At 56.1% G+C, this 20925-nt stretch carries 12 protein-coding genes and 5 tRNA genes; 13 read left to right on the forward strand and 4 right to left on the reverse strand.

What is annotated here, in order from left to right; genetic code table 11:
* Positions 1-342: 342 nt before the first annotated feature.
* The 8 genes from HMPREF1556_RS07420 (at position 343) to HMPREF1556_RS07455 (ending at position 5222) form a co-directional block, all read left to right on the forward strand.
* Positions 343-413: transfer RNA gene (locus tag HMPREF1556_RS07420), tRNA-Gln, on the forward strand.
* Positions 414-572: 159 nt separating this feature from the next.
* Positions 573-646: transfer RNA gene (locus HMPREF1556_RS07425), tRNA-Asp, on the forward strand.
* 69 nt (positions 647-715) lie between these two features.
* Positions 716-790, forward strand: a tRNA-Pro gene (locus tag HMPREF1556_RS07430).
* A 175-nt stretch (positions 791-965) separates the two neighbouring features.
* Positions 966-2654 carry a class I SAM-dependent RNA methyltransferase gene (locus HMPREF1556_RS07435; protein ID WP_021667808.1) on the forward strand — a complete coding sequence of 563 codons (1689 nt, stop codon included), beginning with the start codon at positions 966-968 and terminating at the stop codon, positions 2652-2654.
* An 89-nt stretch (positions 2655-2743) separates the two neighbouring features.
* A tRNA-Leu gene (locus HMPREF1556_RS07440) sits at positions 2744-2826 on the forward strand.
* A 41-nt stretch (positions 2827-2867) separates the two neighbouring features.
* Positions 2868-2951: transfer RNA gene (locus tag HMPREF1556_RS07445), tRNA-Leu, on the forward strand.
* 83 nt (positions 2952-3034) lie between these two features.
* Positions 3035-3874: a 4-(cytidine 5'-diphospho)-2-C-methyl-D-erythritol kinase gene (gene ispE, locus HMPREF1556_RS07450; RefSeq protein WP_021667809.1), complete on the forward strand. Its 840-nt coding sequence runs from the start codon at positions 3035-3037 to the stop codon at positions 3872-3874.
* Between the two features lie 34 nt (positions 3875-3908).
* A complete protein-coding gene (locus HMPREF1556_RS07455; RefSeq protein ID WP_021667810.1) occupies positions 3909-5222 on the forward strand; it encodes a cobyrinate a,c-diamide synthase in 1314 nt (437 codons plus the stop codon).
* A gap of 16 nt (positions 5223-5238) precedes the next feature.
* Here the strand turns inward: HMPREF1556_RS07455 and HMPREF1556_RS07460 are convergent, their stop codons facing one another.
* The 4 genes from HMPREF1556_RS07460 to HMPREF1556_RS07475 form a co-directional block, all read right to left on the reverse strand.
* The gene (locus tag HMPREF1556_RS07460) at positions 5239-6318 is read right to left on the reverse strand and encodes an acyltransferase (RefSeq protein WP_021667811.1); all 1080 of its coding nucleotides are present in this window, start codon (positions 6316-6318) and stop codon (positions 5239-5241) included.
* A 586-nt stretch (positions 6319-6904) separates the two neighbouring features.
* A complete protein-coding gene (locus HMPREF1556_RS07465) occupies positions 6905-9010 on the reverse strand; it encodes a M3 family metallopeptidase (RefSeq protein WP_021667814.1) in 2106 nt (701 codons plus the stop codon).
* A gap of 36 nt (positions 9011-9046) precedes the next feature.
* Positions 9047-9562, reverse strand: a complete 516-nt coding sequence (locus tag HMPREF1556_RS07470; protein ID WP_021667815.1) for an isochorismatase family protein — start codon at positions 9560-9562, stop codon at positions 9047-9049.
* A 137-nt stretch (positions 9563-9699) separates the two neighbouring features.
* On the reverse strand, positions 9700-10893 hold the full coding sequence (locus tag HMPREF1556_RS07475) for a saccharopine dehydrogenase family protein (protein ID WP_021667816.1): 1194 nt from the start codon (positions 10891-10893) through the stop codon (positions 9700-9702).
* A 354-nt stretch (positions 10894-11247) separates the two neighbouring features.
* Here HMPREF1556_RS07475 and HMPREF1556_RS07480 point away from each other — a divergent pair, with 354 nt between their 5' ends.
* From HMPREF1556_RS07480 to serC, 5 genes are all read left to right on the forward strand, one after another.
* On the forward strand, positions 11248-13086 hold the full coding sequence (locus tag HMPREF1556_RS07480; protein WP_021667818.1) for a DNA polymerase III subunit gamma/tau: 1839 nt from the start codon (positions 11248-11250) through the stop codon (positions 13084-13086).
* Positions 13087-13140: 54 nt separating this feature from the next.
* Positions 13141-15192 (forward strand): S9 family peptidase, encoded by a 2052-nt coding sequence (locus tag HMPREF1556_RS07485; protein ID WP_021667819.1) that lies wholly within the window; start codon positions 13141-13143, stop codon positions 15190-15192.
* A gap of 881 nt (positions 15193-16073) precedes the next feature.
* Complete coding sequence (locus HMPREF1556_RS07490; protein WP_021667821.1) at positions 16074-17738, forward strand: formate--tetrahydrofolate ligase; 1665 nt, start codon at positions 16074-16076, stop codon at positions 17736-17738.
* A gap of 91 nt (positions 17739-17829) precedes the next feature.
* Entirely contained in the window at positions 17830-19176 is a 1347-nt protein-coding gene (gene lpdA, locus HMPREF1556_RS07495) for a dihydrolipoyl dehydrogenase (protein WP_021667822.1), read from the forward strand.
* Between the two features lie 623 nt (positions 19177-19799).
* Entirely contained in the window at positions 19800-20876 is a 1077-nt protein-coding gene (gene serC / locus HMPREF1556_RS07500; protein WP_021667823.1) for a 3-phosphoserine/phosphohydroxythreonine transaminase, read from the forward strand.
* Positions 20877-20925: the final 49 nt, after the last annotated feature.

The raw sequence follows: 20925 nt of genomic DNA on the forward strand, positions 1-20925 counted from the left end.
CAGTAGGTTTTTTCGACGACCTACCGTAGATCGTTTTTGCCCCCTCCGAAACCCGCTTATCCAGCGACTTTGAGCGAGCCCCCAATTTCCCTCCCCGCCTCCCCTCCCATTCTGCTGACTCAAGAGCCCTCTTACATAATATGTATTGCCTTCCCTCACCATGCCCCAAGTGTCCGATACTCGCCCGTCCTCCAGCCCGTTCTCCTCAGCTCTCTTCTCCCCGCACGTAGAGCCCTTCGGCAGGGAGCAAACAGGCGGGTCTTGCTCGAATCCATCCGAAGTACTATCTTTGCACTGCATTTCGTGCGCTCCTCTGTGGGTCTGTCACGGAATGGAAGGGCTTGTCTCGTGGTGTAATGGTAGCACAACAGGTTTTGGTTCTGTTTGTCAAGGTTCGAATCCTTGCGAGACAACAACGGTAGAGGGAGTTTCGGCTCCCTCTTTTCTTTTCCTCTCCTGCCCTAGCAATCGTCCATCTTTCCCGCAGGATGTGGGGCGGAACGTAGGGAATATTTGCAGGTATCGGAAAAAGTAGTATCTTTGCAACGTCAAAAGGCAAAACGGCCAAGCACGGTGTGGTAGTTCAGCTGGTTAGAATACCTGCCTGTCACGCAGGGGGTCGCGGGTTCGAGTCCCGTCCATACCGCTTAAAGGAGCTGTGTCATCCTTCTCTCACGGAGAAGATAGCACAGCTTCTCTGCCAAAAAGCCAAGCTCGGGATGTAGCGCAGTCCGGTTAGCGCACCTGCTTTGGGAGCAGGGGGTCCCAGGTTCGAATCCTGGTATCCCGACACAATAGGGAGGTCTGATGTAGAGCACTACATCAGACCTCTTTTCTTATATATCCAGCAGGGCAGGCTTAGAGCGCCTTCTGGAGCAGACTCTTCGACCGATGAGGGGCGCCTTCACGGGGAGAGTCGTATCTTTACGCCATGGGGCTATCTCCCCATCCCGACAACGAATCAGATGAAGCAAGAATCTCGCATGATCGCTAAGACGCTACAGGCTCTGGAGCCCGTCTTGGCACAAGAACTAGAAGCCCTCGGAGCGACAGATATAGAGGAAGGGCGCCGTATGGTCTCCTTCACCGGAGACAAGAAGCTCCTCTACAAGGCGAACTACTGCCTGCGCACCGCCCTACGTATCCTCCTGCCTATCGCTACCTTCCGAGCGACGAATCCCGACGAGCTCTACAGCCAGCTCAAGGGTCTCGACTGGAGCGCTTGGATGCGGTCTGGAGATAGCTTCGCCTTCGACACCGTGGTCTACTCGGAGACCTTCACCCACAGTAAGTATGTAGGCTATCGTGCCAAGGATGCGCTGGTCGACTACTTCGTGGAGCGTGGGGAGAATCGCCCCTCGGTACGTCTGGACAATCCCGATCGCCTCTTCCACATCCATATCGCTCATGACGAGGTGACCCTAGCGCTGGATAGCTCAGGGGAGAGCCTCCACAAGCGTGGCTGGCGTGTGGCGCAGACAGAAGCGCCGATGAGTGAAGTCCTTGCCGCCGGTATCCTACTTCTCGCAGGCTGGGACGGCTCGACGGACTTCGTCGATCCCATGTGTGGCTCGGGTACGCTCCTTATCGAAGCTGCGCTCATCGCCCGAGGGATCGCTCCGGGATCCTTCCGCCGAAGCTTCGCCTTCCAGCGCTGGCTCGACTACGATGCAGGGCTCTTCGACCTAGTCAAGCAAGAGGCCGAAGAGCAGCTTCGTCCCTTCGAGCACCATATATATGGGTCGGACAATTCGATCGAAGCCGTCAAGATCGCCCGATACAATGTACGTACGGCAGGCCTCGGGGACATCATCACCGTAGCGCACCGAGCTATGCAGGATTGCCCTGCTCCCGAGGCGCCCGTCCTTCTGGTAACTAATCCTCCTTACGGCGAACGCCTACGTCCACGCTCCATAGAAGATCTCTACCGAATGATCGGGGAGCGCCTCAAGCATAACTATGCCGGCTCCAAGGCGTGGATCATCGCCTACAAGCCCGAGCACTTCGACTCCATCGGTCTTCGGCAGAGCGTGCGTATCAAGATGCTCAACGGATCTCTCGAGTGTGAGCTCCGTGGCTATGAGCTCTTCGCAGGGAAGCGTGATGACTACAAGCGTGAGCGAGGTGGGGAAGGTCGCCCCGAAATGCCCCGCCGAGAGCGTGCCCCACGCTCTGAGCGTCCTCGCCGGGAGTTTGACCGCTCTCGTAGGCCATTCGACCGCTCTGATCGTCCTGACAGAACGGATCGTCCCGAACGTGATCGCAGGGATCGACCCGAGAGGGGGGAGTGCTTTGACCGATCCAGTCGCACTGATCGTCCCGAACGTGATCGCAGAGATCGCCCCGAGAGAGGGGAGCGCTTTGACCGAGCAAATAGATCCGAGCGTCCAGAGCGTACCGATCGGCCTAGTCGCCCTCGTCGAGACCGAGACTTCGATCGTGGCTCTTCGTCGGATCGTCCCCGTCGTCCTCGCCCTACAGATGACAGACCTCGGGAAGAAAGAGGCCCTCGCCGAGAGCACTCCGAGAAGAAAAAAGAGGGTGGTCTCTGGCCCAACGATCGCTTCCGTTACCGAGACGAAGAGGGGCGTGAACGTATTCGTTCTAAGCGCTCTAGCCATATCCAGGTATTCTCCCTCGACAAGGAGGAGTAGCCTGTAGAAGCCTCGCTAGGTACGGATATTCTCGGGAGGATATTTGGTCGTTTCGATTTTTGTTGTACCTTTGCAGTGCAAACGGGTCAGCCCAGGTGGCGGAATTGGTAGACGCGCTCGTTTCAGGTGCGAGTGTTCAAAAGACGTGCAGGTTCGATTCCTGTCCTGGGCACAGCCTGACGCTAAGCGTCTCAAGTTTGCAGAGCTTCAAATACGCGGGTGGTGAAATTGGTAGACACGCTACTTTGAGGGGGTAGTGCCGGTTACGGCGTGTGAGTTCAAATCTCATCCCGCGTACAAAGAAAGAGAGCGAGACTCCTTAAGAAGTAATTCTTGAGGAGTCTCGTTGCTTTTGTACAGATACAACGATCGTATAGCGCATGAAAGATAAGAGCATGACCGTCTATCCCAATGCCAAGATCAATCTTGGTCTCTTCATCACTGGCCGACGCTCCGATGGGTACCATCTGCTGGAGACCGGCTTTCTTCCTATTCCCCTTTGTGATGTCCTAGAGCTCTCCGTCCTAGTAGACGAAGAGGAGGATCGGCTAGAGGTCGTGGGGGGCATCGAGACGGGAGCGCTGAGTGACAACCTAGTGCTCCGTGCCGTGCGAGCCCTCCGTGCTGTCCGCCCGTTCCCTGCGCTCTCCCTTCGCCTGGCGAAGCACATCCCTTCGGGGGCAGGTATGGGTGGTGGATCGGCAGATGCTTCCTTCACCCTCACTGCTGTCAATGAGCTCTGCGCCCTCGGACTCTCCCCAGAGGAACTGGAGCAGATCGCCCTAGGCCTCGGAGCAGACTGTCCTATCTTCGTGCGCAATCAGCCTGCTTTGGGTCGAGGGATAGGCGAGGTGCTTACCCCCCTTACCCTACCACAGCTCGCTGGCTATCACCTAACGATCGTCAAGCCAGAAGTCCATATCTCCACCGCCGAAGCCTTCCGTGGACTCCTTCCCATTGAGCCTAGGGAGACTTTTCTCGAAGTACTCCTTAGTCAGCCCGTTTCCTCCTGGTCTTCGTCGGTAATCAATGACTTTGAGCCCAGCCTCTTCCCACGCTATCCTGAGCTGAAGGAGATCAAGGCGGAGCTCTACCGACTCGGGGCAGACTTCGCCCTCATGACAGGCTCGGGAGCAGCGCTCTATGCTCTGTCTAAGGAGCCCCTATCTCTAGAGACCTTCGAGAAGAAGGGCTACTTCCTCTGGCAGGACAGGATCTAAGCCCTCCCTCTCTCCCCAACCAAACCTTACCCCAATGACTCCCTCTACATCTATCCCCCAGCTACTTGTAGCCGCTGGCTCTTCGGGCAGTGGCAAGACGACCTTTACCCTCGGACTTCTTCGTGCATTGAAGAAGCGGGGTCTGAAGGTGCAGAGCTTTAAGTGTGGGCCTGACTACATCGACCCGAAGTTCCATCACCTAGCCAGTGGCAGTTCGTCGATCAATCTTGATCTCTTCATGATGAGTCCCGAGCATGTGCGTGCCGTCTATGCACGGCATACCCAGACGGCGGATGCTACCATCGTCGAGGGCGTGATGGGGCTCTATGATGGCTATGTGCGTATGCATGGCTCTTCGGCTGAGGTAGCACGGACGGTAGGTATCCCCACGGTGCTCCTGGTCGATGCCCGTTCGTCGGCCTATTCTGTCGGGGCACTACTCTATGGCTTCAAGCACTTCCGTCAGGACACGGAGGTCGTAGGCGTGGTCTTCAATCGTGTGGCGTCGGAGAATCATTACCGCTTCCTCCGTGAGGCGGCGGAGGACGCTGGAGTATGCCCCCTAGGCTATATCCCGAAGGCCAAGCTCCTCGAGATCCCCTCCCGTCATCTCGGCCTATCGCTCGAGGAACTGGAGCGTATGGATGCCTTGCCCGAAGAGGTAGCCCAGATGCTTGAGGAGCACGTCGATCTGGATCGCCTTCTCTCGCTCTGCTCCCGTCCCCGCCCTCAGCAGGTCGAGGAAGCACTCCCTCAGCCCACCAGCTCCCGACGTATCGCTATTGCCTGGGATGAAGCATTCAACTTCATCTATGAGGAGAATGTACTTCGTCTGAAGGACTTCGGGGAAGTCGTCTTCTTCTCCCCGCTGAGGGACGAGCCCCTACCCCAGTGTGATCTGCTGTATCTACCTGGGGGGTACCCCGAGTTCTACCTCACGGAGCTGACGAAGGCAGAGCACACCCGACGGAGCATCCAAGCTCATGCAGAGGCGGGTGGGAAGATCCTAGCCGAATGTGGAGGGATGATGTACCTCTGCCGGGCTATCCGTAATGAGGAAGGCCGTAGCTATCCCATGTGCGGGGTCCTTGACCTAGAGGCGACGATGGAAGGGATGCGCCTCAAGCTCGGTTACCGCAAGCTCTATGTCGGAGGCAAGGAATGGCGTGGGCATGAATTCCACTACTCCAGTATCGTCGCTGGAGTAGGAGGGGAAGAGACGACGGGACATCAGCTCACGGCTCGGGATGAGCCTGCGCCCACCCTCCTCTACCGCAAGGGGAATGTCTTAGCCGGCTACACCCACCTTTACTTCGCCGAGCAAGATCCCTTTGCCCTCTTCGACTAAGTCTATTCTTCGAGGATTATCTCCCACCTGATAGGATAGATAGTACTCGAGGAGCAACCTTCTTCATCACGGCGTAGCAAGCAAAGCTGAAGGCAAGTGTAAGTACTCCGATGAGGAAGTAGCCAAGCAAAGCACCAGAGCCCTCCTCTCGGAGAGCTGGGATACGGAAGACGATACCTCTTGCCCAGTTCACTAGGAGTACTGTATGTACGGCGTAGATGAAGAAGACATATTGGTTGAGGCTACTGAGGCGCTGGAGTACCTCGGGTGCTCTTCGCCCTACTCGTTGCATTAGTAGCAGGGCAGAAGCTGAACCCGTGAGGATGTAGATGCTCTCTACTGTCTTATATCCTGACCACTGGCTAAGCAGAGGGAGGATAAAGACTGTCGCTAAGGCGATGAGACCAGCGATATACTTGACCCTCTGGAGCTTCTCCAGGGGGTCAATTTGTTTGATGCCAAGGTATCCGCCAAACATGAAGCAGAAGAAGGAGATGGTGCCGAAGCCAAACTCCGCAAAGCTACACTCCCAAGCCATAAGGAAGCATACGAATAGAGGGAGAAGGATATAGCCCCTGCTCCATGTGATGAGTCGATAGAGGATGGGGCTAAGAGCACAGAGTACGATTAGATCTCGTAGGTACCAGAGAGGGTAGACGATGACCTCATTCCAATAATAGCTTAGGAACTCGGGGATACTTGTGATATAGAATGGATCGTGAGGACCTGAGCCTAGTCTGGTCTCTAGCTGGGTCTTGGATAGGAGTATGATGATGTAGAGACTATTCCAAAGGAGATAGGGTACAAGTAGTGTCTTTACTCGCTTCTTCAGTTCGATAGTCCATACCGAGCGTTGGCTCCAATCCTTCTTGTAGAAAGCATAGTAGCCAGAGATGAAGAAGAACATGGGTACAGCGATTCGAGCTAAGCTATGAGATATAAACTCGGTGGTATATAGGTAGAACCAGTCCGAAGTGCCCCACTGTGGTAGCCTCAGATCTTCTCCGACGAGGTGAATGGCTACGACGAAGAGGATGAGAGGGAAGCGCAGGGCTGTGATGACAGACGAAAAATTAGGGGTAGAGCTTGTACTCATAGGGGGAGAATAGTGAAATAGAGGATTTGTCTTGCGAGGCAAAAATAGCTATTTCCTCTTACTCTAACTCCTTAGCTTATCCTTCCACTAGGGCTGAGGTATGATAGTGTACCTCTCTGATCACGAGCCTGCATCTGAGGAAGAGCTAGGTGCGCATGCCGAGCAGGAGAAGAGTCGCATCACTAATTCGATCGCTGTGTCCAGCTCGCTACCGCATCTGACTTGCTAACAAGGGGGAAGAAGTAGACCCCGAAGTAGGGTGGTTTGGGGATCTACGGTGGATCGCTTCGACGACCTACCGTGGGTCGTCAAGGCGACCTACAGTAGGTTTTTCTTGCGACCTACCGTAGGTCACTTTTTAGCCTCTTTGTGGGAAGGGGAGAAAGGGGCTGTAGATCCCGCTTGGTAAGCGGGGAGTCTCGACCTTGGATGGGGTGAGGTGAAGGGATGAGAAATGACCCGATTTTTGTCCCCTTTCTGAGGGGTGAAGACGAAGGCGATTTTCCTACCCAAATGATAAAAATGAGTAAGCCCCGAGCATCAGATCATCTGATGCTCGGGGCTTGCTCGTTGGGGCAGTCGGAGCTTACTTTGCTAGGCCACGAGAGCGGAGTAGGCTCGACATATCGGGCTCGGTGAGCCCTGTGAATTCGGTGAAGAACGTGCCGACGGGCTTCGTGTTGCCTCGTGAGATGACGAGGTCACGGAAGCGCTGACCATTCTCACGAGTCATACCGCCGTGCGCCTGGAACCAGTCGAAGATATTGTCATCGAGGACTTCGGTCCAGAGGTAGGAATAGTACCCTGAGGCGTAGCCACCACCGAAGACATGGAGGTAGTAAGCCGAGCGGTAGCGGGGAGGCACGAGGGTGAAGGGAAGACCCGACTTCGTCAGGGCTTCACGCTCGAAGGCATCCACGTCGGTGATCTTCGTCCCTGCAGGGAGTAGTCCCCAGGCCATGTCGATGGTCACGGAGGCGAGGTTCTCACCGAGCGCATAGGACTGACCGAAGTTCGCCGAGGCCTTGAATTTGTCGATCAGTTCCTGAGGCATGGGCTCGCCCGTCTGGTAGTGGCGTGCGTAGTTGCGCAGGACGACGGAGTCGGTCATCCAATGCTCGTTGAACTGCGAAGGCATCTCGACGAAGTCTCGTGGGGTGTTAGTCCCCGAGAGGGTCTCGTACTTCTGCGAAGCGAAGATGCCGTGGAGTGCGTGCCCGAACTCATGGAACATCGTCTCTACGTTGTCCGACGACAGGAAGGCAGGAGCTCCCTTGGCAGGGGCGGGGAAGTTGCAGACGTTGTAGATGACAGGCTTCGTACCGAAGAGGGTGCTCTGCTGGACGAAGTTGGACATCCAGGCGCCACCGGTCTTGGTGGGGCGACGGAAGTAGTCGGTGTAGAAGAGGGCCAGTGGGGTGTTGTCCTTGTCGAAGACCTCATAGACCTTCACGCCGTCTGCATAGACGGGGATGTCAGGACGAGGCTTGAAGGTCAGACCGTAGAGGCGGTTAGCGGCGAAGAAGATACCATTCTCTAGGATGCTGTCGAGGACAAAGTAGGGCTTGAGGTCGGACTCATTGAGGTCGAACTTCTCCTTCTTCAGACGTTCGGCATAGTAGTCCCAGTCCCAAGCTTCGAGTTTGAACTCTTTACCTTCGGTCTTCTGTGCGAAGGCTTGTAGCTCGGCAGCATCTTCGGCTACCTTGGCACGGCAGGCTGGAGCGAGCTGGTCGACGAGGCGAAGGACGGCCTCGGGGCGCTGTGCCATCTGGTCACTCAGAGCCCAGGCAGAGAAGCTGGAGAAGCCGAGGAGCTTGGCCTTGGTGGCACGAAGCTCTGCGATGCGGGTGATCGTGGCGTGGGTGCCTGTGCTATCGCTTCCGGAGCAACGATTGAGCGAGGCTTCGAGCACACGACGACGCAGGTCTCGGTTGTTCAGCTCGGCGATATAGCCTGGGCGGGTGGTGTTGGCTTGCTCGAGGAGGTACTTACCTTTCTGCCCAGCCTGAGTAGCCGCTTCGGCAGCACGAGCGATGGCTTCTTCGGAGAGGCCATCGAGGTCTTCTACTCGATCCACGAGGACGGCGGCGGCCTTAGTCCCTGCATTCACCTGATTGGTGAACTTGGTCTGAAGGACGGCGATCTCGCTATTGATCTTCTTGAGCTCCTCCTTGTCTTGGGGTGAGAGGAGCGCTCCTTCATGGACGAACTGATCATAGAGGAGCTCGGTGAGGCGTAGGTCTTCGCCCTTGAGACTAGCGCGCTGGTCGTAGACGGCCTTGATACGGGCGAAGAGCTTCTCGTTCAGCAGGAGGGCATCCTGATGATCGGAGAGCATGGGGGTAGTCTCTTCGTCGATCTTCTGGAGCTCCTCCGTGCCGTCGGCACCGACGAGCCCTGAGAGGATGGCGGTAGCACGGGCAAGGAGTCGTCCGGACTTCTCATACGCTAGGACGGTATTCTCGAAGGTCGGAGCTTCGGGATTCTTGGTGATGCTGTCGATCTCGGCCAGCTGGATACGTATCCCCTCTTCGATGGCGGGGATGAAGTGCTCAGGGCGGATCTTGCTGAAGTCTGGCGCATGGTAGTCCAGAGTACTCTCGGTGAGTAGCGGGTTCTCCTTCGTAGAGGAGGAGTGACAGGCTGCGAGCATAGCTAGGAGGCTAAGGGTAGCGATGAGTCGTTTCATTGTCGTATGGGTTAGCTCGTATGGTTAGCGGTGGGGCTAGAGAAGAGGCTGGGGCTCACCGATCCAAGCGATACCCTGGTCGATGGTGCGGATCTCTGTGATGTGGAGCAGGCGACGTAGGTCTTCGATGGTGCACTTGACGCAGTAGTCACCCGCCAGACCTGCTATGTCGACACGCATGGCATTCATCAGGAGGTCGGGCACGGCATCATGGAAGGCACTGTAGGCATCCTTCTGACGGGTCATGGCCTTAGGGATGAAGAGGACGTTCATCCCCTTGCGCTTGAGGTCCATGATGACGTCTGCTAGAGGAGGGTAGAGCGCAGCCCCGACGGTGAAGCGGACGCAGTGGATGGGCCACTGTCCCCCCTGTACTTCGAAGCTACAGTGATCAGCAGGATGCTGGTCCATGGTGATGATGATGGCATCGTACTCCGCATGGTGCTCTCGGGTCCAAGCGGTGATGTAGTCCATCGCAGCGGTTGCTCCTGGGACAGGGAGGGTACCGGTGATGAAGTCGTTCTGAGGGTCTACGATGAGTAGGACGTTCATAATCTGTAGTTGAGCGAGGTGATGTGTGAGATGTGTGATGTGTATGGTAAGGGCAGAGGCTGTACCCCGACCTTGTCCCACGAGGGGACTAAGCGAAGGATACAGCCTCTGTCATGTGTGCTAGGAATATGGGGGGATCAGAGCTCGAGATCCAGGTCGAACTGCTCATGCCAGGGCAGACCCTGCTTCATGAGCTGCTCCATGAATGGATCGGGATCGAACTCCTCTACATTATATACACCTGGACGGCGCCACAGGCCCTTGAAGAACATCAGGGCACCGATCGTAGCGGGTACGCCCGTCGTGTAGCTCACGCCCTGGGCACCCGTCTCCTGGTAAGCGGCCTGATGGCTGCAGTTGTTCCAGACGTAGTAGGTCTTCTCCTTGCCGTCCTTGATCCCACGGATACGACAGCCGATGGAGGTCTCGCCGGTGTAGTTCTCACCGAGCTCTCCGGGGTTGGGGAGGATCGCCTTGAGGAACTGGATAGGTACGATCTCTACGCCGTTGTAGAGGACGGGGTCGATGCGGGTGATCCCGATGTTCTGCATGACGCGTAGGTGGGTGAGGTATTCCTGCCCGAAGGTCATCCAGAAGCGTGCACGACGCAGGGTGGGGTAGTTCTTGACGAGCGACTCCAGCTCCTCGTGATAGAGGAGGTACGACTCACGGACACCGATGCCGGGATAGGTCAGTGGCTTGTGGATCTCCTGTGGCTCAGTCTCACGCCACTGTCCATCTTCGTAGTACTTCCCCTTCTGGGTGATCTCACGGATGTTGATCTCGGGGTTAAAGTTCGTAGCGAAGGCCTTGTGGTGGTCACCCCCGTTGCAGTCTACGATGTCGAGGTAGTGGATCTCGTCGAAGTGATGCTTGGCGGCGTAGGCGGTGAAGACGCCCGTGACACCGGGGTCGAAGCCACAGCCGAGGATAGCCGTCAGCCCTGCTTCCTCGAAGCGCTGCTTATAGGCCCACTGCCAGCTGTATTCAAACTTCGCTTCGTCCAGCGGCTCGTAGTTCGCCGTGTCGAGGTAGTTGACACCGGCCTCCAGGCAGGCATCCATGATATGGAGATCCTGGTAGGGTAGTGCTACGTTGATGACGAGCTCGGGCTTGAAGGCCTTCATTAGGGCCACCAGCTCGGGTACATTGTCAGCATCGACGGCAGCCGTCTGGATCTTGACGTTGGTGATCTCGGAGGCGATCTTATCGCACTTACTCTTGGTGCGGCTAGCGAGCATGATCTCAGTGAATACGTCGCTATTCTGTGCCACCTTCTTGGCCACTACCGTGCCGACACCGCCGGCACCGATAATGAGGACTCTTCCCATACGCTATTTCTGTCTTCTTTGGACTAAAGGATATTGATTGATCGAATGTGGTGTCTCACCCTCTGTAGGGTGCAGACTGCTACAAAGATACGAAAAGTAGAGCAAGCGACTCACTCCGATACGTTTACCTGCTTCTCTTTGGAGCCTCGGAGTGGGGGTGCTCGGGAAGGGGGAAACGGACCCTACGGTAGGTCGCACTTGCGACCCACGGTAGGTCGGTGAGACGACCCACAGTAGGTTTTTTCGACGACCTACCGTAGGTTGTTTTCCGGCCCTAATACGTATCTTTGTTCCTACGCTCCGAAATGGGTGGTTTTTACCCTAAGGACGAACCCTAGCATCGAGATCAATCTAATGACAGACCACTACGTCGTCTCCGCACGCAAGTACCGCCCTGACACCTTCCAGAGTATCGTAGGTCAGGGGGCCATGGCCTCCACGCTACGTACGGCGGTCCTCTCGGGCAAGCTCTCCCACGCCTACCTCTTCTGTGGCCCTCGAGGGGTCGGGAAGACGACGGCGGCCCGTGTGCTGGCCAAGACCATCAACTGCATGAACCTCTCCCCCGAAGGTGAGGCGTGCAATGCGTGCGAGAGTTGCCGAGCCTTCAACGAGCAGCGCTCCTTCAATATCTTCGAGCTGGACGCTGCTTCGAATAACTCCGTCGAGGATATTCGCCAGCTCACCGAGCAGGTGCTCATGCCTCCCGCTCTGGGGCGCTACAAGGTCTACATCATCGACGAGGTGCACATGCTCTCCTCGGCGGCCTTCAACGCCTTCCTCAAGACGCTCGAAGAGCCCCCGTCCTATGCGATCTTCATCCTCGCCACGACGGAGAAGCACAAGATCCTGCCCACGATCCTCTCCCGCTGTCAGATCTATGACTTCAAGCGGATCACCGTCCCCGATATCACCCAGCATCTGAAGTATGTGGCGGAGAGCGAAGGCATCGACGCCGAAGAAGCAGCTCTGGGGCTGATCGCTGAGAAGGCGGATGGCGGGATGCGAGATGCCCTGTCGATGTTTGACCGCATAGCGAGCTTCGCTGGCGGGCATATTACCTATGAGCATGCGCTTGATAGCCTGAATGTCCTTGACTACACCTACTTCATCCGAGCCTTTGAGCTCCTACTGGCGGGGAACTATCGAGGGATACTTCTCCTGCTGGACGAACTGCTAGACAAGGGCTTCGAAGGGCAGACGATCCTCTCGGGGCTCTCGTCCTTCGTCCGTGACCTGCTGGTGGCTCAGCACCCCGAGACACTCTCCCTGCTGGAGAAGCCCACCGAAGTAGCCGCCTCCTACCAGCGTATCGCTGGGCAGTGCCCCCCGGCAAGTCTCTTCGCTGCACTCAAGACGCTTGTACAGGCCGACCAGCAGTATCGAACGGCGACGAATCGCCGTCTGCTCCTCGAGCTGAGCTTCCTGAGTCTGATCTCGCTTTTTCGCACCGGCTCTGAGCTAGCCCCAGCGCCTTCGCCTCAGAGCCCACCTCAGTCCAGCCCTTCCCCCCAGACAGCTCCTCAAGGGAATGTCTCAGCGCCAGCCCCCCGACCTGCCGTAGCTCCTGAGGCTACAGTAGCACAGCCTCCAGCCTCGCCTGTGAGGACGGAGGCTACGGCTAGTGTGCCTGCTCCCACGCCCTCCGAGCCCCAGCCTCGTCCAGCGACGGCACCTGTAGCTCCTCAGCCTGAGAGCGTCACGCCCGCCCCTTCTGCAGGGCGACCTACCCAGCGACTCTTCGGAGCACGTCGGCGGGTGGCCCCTGTAGAGACCGAAGCGACAGTTACGACCACTGAGCCCGCTCCGCCTCAGGAGGATCAACCCTTCACCGAGGAAGATCTCCAGCGGGCCTGGGTGCGCTTCGTCGAGCAGGAGCTTCGCCCCGAGCAGATCATCTGTCGCAATATCCTCAAGGCAGAGCTCCCTACGCTCCTCGAAGGGACGACGGCAGAGGTGGCCCTACCTCCAGGGGATGCTATCCGCACGACCGTCATGGAGGTGCACCCACAGCTAGAGGCCTTCCTCCGCACTAGCCTTCGTAATAGATCCCTTAGCCTCACACTCCGAGAGAAGAATCCCGAAGAGCAGGCGCAGGTAATACTCACCCCCGAAGACCGACTGCGTAAGCTCGCCGAGAGCAATCCCGATGTGCTCAAGCTCAAGGAAGCCTTGCATCTGCACTTCGCTTAGCAGTGGCACGGCGCTCCTGCCTCCTCCGCCCTTACCTATACATATATACATCCTATGAAGATCAAGAAGCAACTTACTGCGCTCATCGCTGCCTCGACGCTCGTGGGTACACTCCCCGCCTCAGCACACGAAGGACAGCACATGACCCCTGAGATGATGCTCTCGCTAGCACGTGTCGGAGCTTCGTCCCTCTCGCCCGATGGTAAGACGATCGTCTATAGCGTCGGCTTCCCCAACATCAAGGAGAATAAGATCCGCACCGAACTCTTCTCCATCGCAAGCAACGGCACGGGTCGCCGTCAGCTCACCAAGGGTATCGCCGGTCTGCACGGAGCCCGCTGGATCCAGCAGGGACGTCGTATCAGCTATATCTCTTCGGAGAGTGGCGAACCTCAGGTCTGGACGATGGCTCCCGATGGCACCGACCGCAAGCAGGTAACTCGCATCGAAGGCGGGCTCTCTGACTACCTCTTCTCGCCTGACGAGACCAAGCTGGCTTATATCAAGGAGATCACCTTCGGCAAGAGTACGAAGGAGGTATATCCTGACCTGCCGAAGGCCACGGGTCGTATCGTCACCGACCTGATGTACAAGCATTGGGACGAATGGGTAGAGACCATCCCCCATATCTTCATCGCTTCGGTGGGGAGCGAACCGATCACTTCGGGCAAGGATATATTAGAAGGCGAACCCTATGAAGCTCCTACCAAGCCCTTCGGTGGTTCGGAGGAACTCTCCTGGAGTCCCGACGGGAAGACGCTAGCCTATTCCTCCCGCAAGAAGACGGGACTTGAGTATTCCCTCTCCACGAATACCGACATCTACCTCTATGACCTCGCTTCGGGTGCTACCCGCAATATCACCGAGGGTAACGGAGGCTACGACACGCACCCACGCTTCTCTCCCGACGGATCGAAGATCAGCTGGATCAGCATGGAGCGTGATGGCTACGAAGCTGACCTGAAGCGCCTCTTCATCCAAGAGCTCAAGACGGGGAAGAAGACCTTCCTCACCGATGGCTTTGAATACGATGTCGACGAGACGGTCTGGTCTCCTGACAGCAAGTCTATCTTCTTCCTCGCCACGAAGCACGCCGAAGCCCAGCTCTGGGAGCTCGCACTCAAGGGCCGAAAGATCCGCCAGATCACCACGGGCATGCATGACTACACGTCCCTGGATCTTCAGGCGGGGCGCCTCCTTGCCGGTAGACAGAGCTACACCCTGCCCACCGACCTCTACCTCGTAGATCCAAAGACGGGACGTGCAGACCAACTTACCCACGAGAATAAGGAGACCCTCGACCGCCTCAGCCCGATCTCCGTCGAGAAGCGCTGGGTCAAGACCACCGACGGTGGTAATATGCTCGTCTGGGTCATCCTCCCACCGAACTTCGACAAGACTAAGAAGTACCCCGCACTGCTCTTCTGTCAGGGTGGACCTCAGAGTGCCGTCAGCCAGTTCTTCTCTTACCGCTGGAACATGCGTCTAATGGCTGAGCAAGGCTATATCGTCATCGCCCCGAACCGTCACGGTGTCCCCAGCTTCGGCAAGGCTTGGAATGAGCAGATCAGTGGCGACTATTCCGGGCAAAACATCCAGGACTACCTCACCGCAGTGGACGAAGTGAAGAAGGAGCCTTGGGTTGACGCCGATCGTCTTGGCTGTGTCGGCGCCAGCTACGGGGGCTATTCGGTCTTCTACCTAGCGGGTGTTCACCAGAAGCGTTTCAAGGCCTTCATCGCCCACGCCGGTATCTTCAACCTCGAGATGCAGTACATGACGACCGAGGAAATGTGGTTCGCCAACTGGGACATGGGCGGAGCGCCTTGGGAGAAGGACAATGCTGTCGCTCAGCGCACCTTCGCCAACTCCCCGCACAAGCTGGTGGGCAACTGGGATACACCTATTCTTGTCATCCACGGCGAACGTGATTACCGCATCCTCGCAGGCCAAGGCATGGCGGCCTTCAATGCGGCGAAGCTCCGAGGTATCCCTGCCGAGCTGCTGATCTACCCCGATGAGAACCATTGGATCCTTCGTCCGCAGAACGCTCTTCTTTGGCAACGCACCTACTTCGATTGGCTTGACAAGTACCTGAAGAAGTAATTCCGCCTTCCCCTACTATCGTCCGCACCCTGCGGAAATAAGTAGCCCCGCCCGCACTCGCCTTTGAGTGCCGGCGGGGCTTCTTCTTTTCCTCTCCCTCCTTCCCGAAGAAGGGGAGCAAAGTGACTGAAGAAGCGGGTCAAAGTAGCCGAAGCGGTAAGGCAAGGTCTCTTCTGTCGAAGGATTAAGCATTCGAAGTCGAAGGTCAAAGTAGCTGAAGTAGCAAGGCAAGGTCTCTACAGTAGAATGTCAAAGCGCCTGAGTAAAACCCGCAAAGCATCTGAAGGAAAAGCTAGAAACCATTGCACGTAAATGAAGAAATGCCTTATGAATAGTTAAATCCACGCTCGTTGATCTATGGAGCAACGAGCGTCGCTTAATAAAACCACGAGCGTAGTTTTATTAAGCGACGGACGTGGTTTTAATTTTTCATACTTCACTTTCTCACTTTTCTTCCTTCACTCTTCAGGTTTTAGTCCTTCACTTTCCAAGTTTTCTTACTGTGTTTCGCCATTTACATGCAATGGTTTCTGGCTTTTCCTTCGGTTGGTTTGGCCTCCAGCTTCGGGCGCTTTCACCTTCCCCGTCGGCTACTTTGCTTCGTTCCTTCGGTTAGTTTTCCTTTCGTTCTAAGGTGATTCGGAGCATCTTTTCAGGCACTTCGGAGGCTTTCGACAGAGGAAAGGGAAGAGGACTGCGGGAAGGCGACAAGCGAAGAGAAGGAGACGGCAGGCGGTCCGGCAAGAAAGTCCCTTCGGAAGTGACGTCACGGGGCGAGGAAAGTGCAGGCGGATCTTGCCCCGAGAATTATCGGTTACGGGGTGGAGTAGAGGCTATTAATTCGTATATTTGAGGCATCATTTACATAGAAACGCAAGGCTATGAAGACCGACATCGAAATCGCCCGCTCGATTGTGCTTGAGCCGATCGAGAAGATAGCAGACCAAGTCGCTATCCCCACACACCACTTAGAGCACTACGGCAGAAGTCTTGCCAAGGTGGATCTAGCAGAACTCAGTTCGCCTAACAAGCCCGGCAAGCTCATCCTTGTCACAGCCATCACCCCGACAAAGGCCGGTATCGGTAAGACTACCGTGTCGATCGGTCTGGCGCTGGGGATGAATCGCCTCGGAAAGAAGGCCGTAGTCGCCCTCCGTGAGCCGTCACTCGGCCCCTGCTTTGGGATGAAGGGCGGCGCCGCTGGAGGTGGTTACGCCCAAGTTCTCCCGATGGAGAAGATCAACCTGCACTTCACGGGGGACTTCCACGCCATCACTTCGGCGCACAACATGATCACCGCCCTCCTGGACAATTACATTTATCAGAACCGCAATACCGATAAGGGCCTCAGCGAAGTCCTCTGGAAGCGCGTCCTCGATATCAATGACCGAGCTCTGCGCTCCGTAGTCACGGGGCTCGGCGGTACGATCAATGGCGTGCCCGCTGAATCAGGATTCGACATCACGCCAGCATCGGAGATCATGGCGATCCTTTGTCTCTCCACGTCGCTGGACGATCTTCGCCGCCGACTTGAGAATATACTTCTCGGCTACACTAAGGCAGGCGAGCCCTTCACCGTACGTGATCTCGGCGTGGCTGGTGCCATCACCGTCCTGCTATTAGACGCCATCAAGCCCAACTTAGCACAGACGACGGAGCACACTCCAGCCTTCATCCACGGCGGACCATTCGCCAACATTGCCCACGGATGTAATTCGATCCTCGCCACTCGCATGGCACTCGCTCACTCGGAATACACAATCACCGAGGCGGGATTCGGTGCTGACCTCGGCGCTGAGAAGTTCTACAACATCAAGTGCCGTACAGCGGGACTCCAACCAGCGCTAACGGTGCTCGTCGCTACCCTCGGCGGGCTGAAGATGCACGGCGGAGTCGACGAAAAGTCACTGAAGGAAGAGAACCTCGAAGGCGTACGTCAGGGCTTGACTAACCTCGATCGGCACATCGCTAACCTGCAGAGCTTCGGCCAAACAGTAGTAGTGGCCTTCAATCGCTTCGCTACCGACACCGACCGAGAAATAGAACTCGTCCGCGAGCATTGCCAGAAGCAAGGCGTTGGTTTCGCAGTCAACACCGCCTTTGGCGAAGGCGGGAAGGGCGCAGAAGCTCTTGCCGAGCTCGTCATCAATACCATCGAGGAGCAACCTTCTGCACCGCTCCGCTTCACTTACCCTCTCGAGGCTTCGATCGAAGAGAAAGCCACCGAGGTCGCACGGCAGATCTACGGTGCTCGCTCCATCAATTTCTCCGCAAAGGCTCGTAAGCAGCTCGACCGTATCGCACGACACGGCTGGTCACGATTCCCCATTTGCATCGCCAAGACTCAGTATTCCTTCAGCGATGACCCGACGGCCTACGGCAGTGTGCGGGACTTCGACCTCGAGGTACGTGATGTCGTCATCAACACAGGCGCAGAGATGATCGTCCTTGTCCTAGGGACGCTCGTGCGAATGCCTGGTCTTCCGAAGGTGCCACAGGCCGAGAAGATCGACTTCATCGACGGACATATCGAGGGACTTAGTTAGACTGCTACATTGTAATCAATGGGGTTATCCCATATATAATTAGCGAGACTACTCCATTATATATATACTTCACCCAACTCAACGAAGCGCAATGAACTACGACTTAGCTATCATCGGTGCCGGTCCCGGTGGAACGGACGCTGCAGAGCACGCAGCCGCACACGGACTCAAAGTAATCCTCTTCGAGAAGAACAAGCTCGGCGGGGTCTGCCTTAATGAAGGTTGCATCCCGACAAAGACTCTTCTCCGCTCCGCTCACCTGCTCTCCGAAGCCCTCGAAGGGAAGAAATACGGCGTGACTATCCCTGAAGCTTCCTTCGAGCTATCGAAGGTCATGTCCCGCAAGACAAAGATCCTCAAGAAGCTGGGCGCTGGTATCCGACTTGGTCTCCAGAATCACGGCGTCGAGATCGTCACCGAAGAGGCTCGCCTCACGGATAAGACGGCCGACGGCTTCACGATCGCAGCCGGCGAATCCAGCTATTCGGCTCGCCGAGTGATCATAGCCACGGGCTCCAAAGCCTTCATCCCGCCGATCGATGGACTGAGCGACGTCCCCTACTGGACTGCACGCGAAGCCCTCGAAGTAGAAGAACTCCCCAAGAGTATCGTGGTACTCGGTGGTGGAGTCATTGGGATGGAGTTCGTCTCACTCTTCTCTACGCTCGGCATCGACGTGACGGTCGTGGAGATGCTGCCTAAGATCCTCGGACCGATGGACGAAGAGCTCTCGACGGAACTACAGCAGGCCTTCGAGAAGCGTAAGGTGAAGTTCCACCTCTCGACGAAGGTGACCGCCGTGCGTGACGGCCGGGTTATCGCCGAGCATGAGGGTGAGCAGCTGGAGATCCCCTTCGATAAGCTCCTGGTCAGCGTAGGACGCCGAGCCGTGACTGATGGACTTGGGCTGGAGACTGTAGGTGTCGAGCTCCAGCGTGGCGCTATCGTCGTGGACGAACATCTTGAGACTTCGGTGCCGGGTATCTATGCCGTCGGCGACGTCAACGGCGTGTCCATGCTCGCTCATACCGCAGCTCGTGAAGGACAGGTGGCTGTCCACCACATCACTGATTATCCAGATGCGATGAGCTATCGGGCTATCCCAGGGATCGTCTATACAGATCCCGAGATCGCTTCTGTAGGACAGACCGAGCAAGAGCTCCGTACTGCAGGGGTAGACTATCAGGTACACCGAGTGCCGATGTCCCTCTCTGGGCGCTTCGTCATCGAGAACGAGCAGGGTAATGGTTTCTGCAAGCTCCTCACCGATAGCGAAGGAGTGATCCTCGGCGCACATATGCTCGGCAATGGTTCTTCGGAGATTCTCGTCCCTGCTATCATGGCGGTAGAGCAGCGAATGACACTCGCTGAGCTGGCCCGTATCGTCTTCCCACACCCGACGGTATCGGAGATCGTCCGTATCGCTGCCCTCAGCTAGGGGCGCAAGTATTTGGGATGCGGGAGCTCTTCGCTCGTCCGCACCTCCGTCATCTATTGGGCTGGACACCTTCTTTGGAGGGTGCCCAGCCCTTATTATTATGGAGTCGGTGCCTCAAGCAGTAGGATGTCCAGATCTCCATGTATATGGTGACCGAAGTTCGCTACAGGTGATGTTGATGATTCTTACCCGTAATAGTATCCCCAATTATTTGTGATGGCTGTCCTACTTGCTCATTGTACCACCCTCGCTTGTAGGTAGGGCGCCTCTTCCTTCTCCGAGAAGGGCTACTCCCTTTGCCGTCCGTCTGGCTGGATGCTCTTGACGTTTGTCTACGATTCAGCCGGAGGTGAGTGGTGAGTTTTACGGAAGTCCGTGTCATTATCACAGGATAAGCGGGTCGGAAGTGCAGTAAAAGTGGATGCTTAATTATTTTAGTATGCTGTGTTTTAGAGGCTTGCTGACGGTGCTTTTTATCCGTATGTACAAAGGGTTTGTCAGCGCTTGCGATTAACCTTTTTATTGATAACTTTGCTGTGAGTAGAGCTAATGGTCCCGGTGTGCGCGACCACTTTACTCTCGAATACGTTTCTAAATATTCATCTACACAAATATCTGCTCTTATGAAGAAGCACAATTTCTCAGCCGGACCATCGATCCTCGATGAGAGCGTGATCAGAGACGCCGCCTCTGCAGTACTCAATTATCAGGGTACAGGTCTATCTATCCTCGAAGTATCTCATCGTGCAAAGGAATTCTCTGCTACGATGGAGGAAGCTCGTAATATCATGAAGGAGCTCCTCGACATCCCTGAAGGCTACGAAGTCCTCTTCCTTGGGGGCGGTGCTAGCTTGCAGTTCGCTCAGGTCCCAATGAACCTACTTAAGAAGAAGGCTGCCTATATAGACTCAGGTACGTGGGCTAATAAGGCTGCTAAGGAAGCAAAAGCCTTCGGGGAAGTTGTCACGTTCTCCTCTAAGGATGACAACTATGTCTGGTATCCAAAGCCTTGGGAAAAGAACGAAGTCCCCAGTGATGTCGACTACCTCCACATCACGACCAACAACACGGTCTATGGTACTGAGCTTCGCTACGACCCTAATGTCAACGTCCGCCTCGTCGGTGACATGTCCTCGGATATCTTCACTCGCCAAGTAGATGTATCGAAGTACGACCTGATCTATGGTGGTGCTCAGAAGAACATCGCACCTGCAGGGGTCACCTTCGTCATCGTACGTCGTGATGCAGTCGGCCATATCGAAGACAATCGTATCATCCCCACGATGCTGAAGTACGATGTACACTTCAAGGATTCGATGTACAATACGCCTCCTGTCTTCCCAGTATACGTAGCTCTTCAGACAATGAAGTGGTACAAGGAACTCGGTGGTGTGAAGGTCCTCGAACAGATGAACCTCGAGAAGTCTGCTATCCTCTACGACGAGATCGACCGCAACCGCCTCTTCCGTGGCACGGTCAACGCCGAAGACCGCTCCATCATGAACGTCTGCTTCGTACTCAATGACGAGTACAAGGAGCTGGAACAGGAGTTCCACGACTTCGCTGTCTCTCGTGGAATTTACAGCTTCAAGGGACACCGCTCTGTTGGTGGTTTCCGTGCTTCTCTCTACAATGCGCTTCCTAAGAGTAGCGTAGAGTTCCTCGTGAATCTCATGAAGGAATTCGAACGTAAGCACTAATTCGCTCCCACTCTCGTACGAGATCTATACGACGGCACAGATCATCCCG

Origin of the sequence: Porphyromonas sp. oral taxon 278 str. W7784 (assembly GCF_000467855.2) — a bacterium.
In the GTDB taxonomy this organism is placed as follows: domain Bacteria; phylum Bacteroidota; class Bacteroidia; order Bacteroidales; family Porphyromonadaceae; genus Porphyromonas.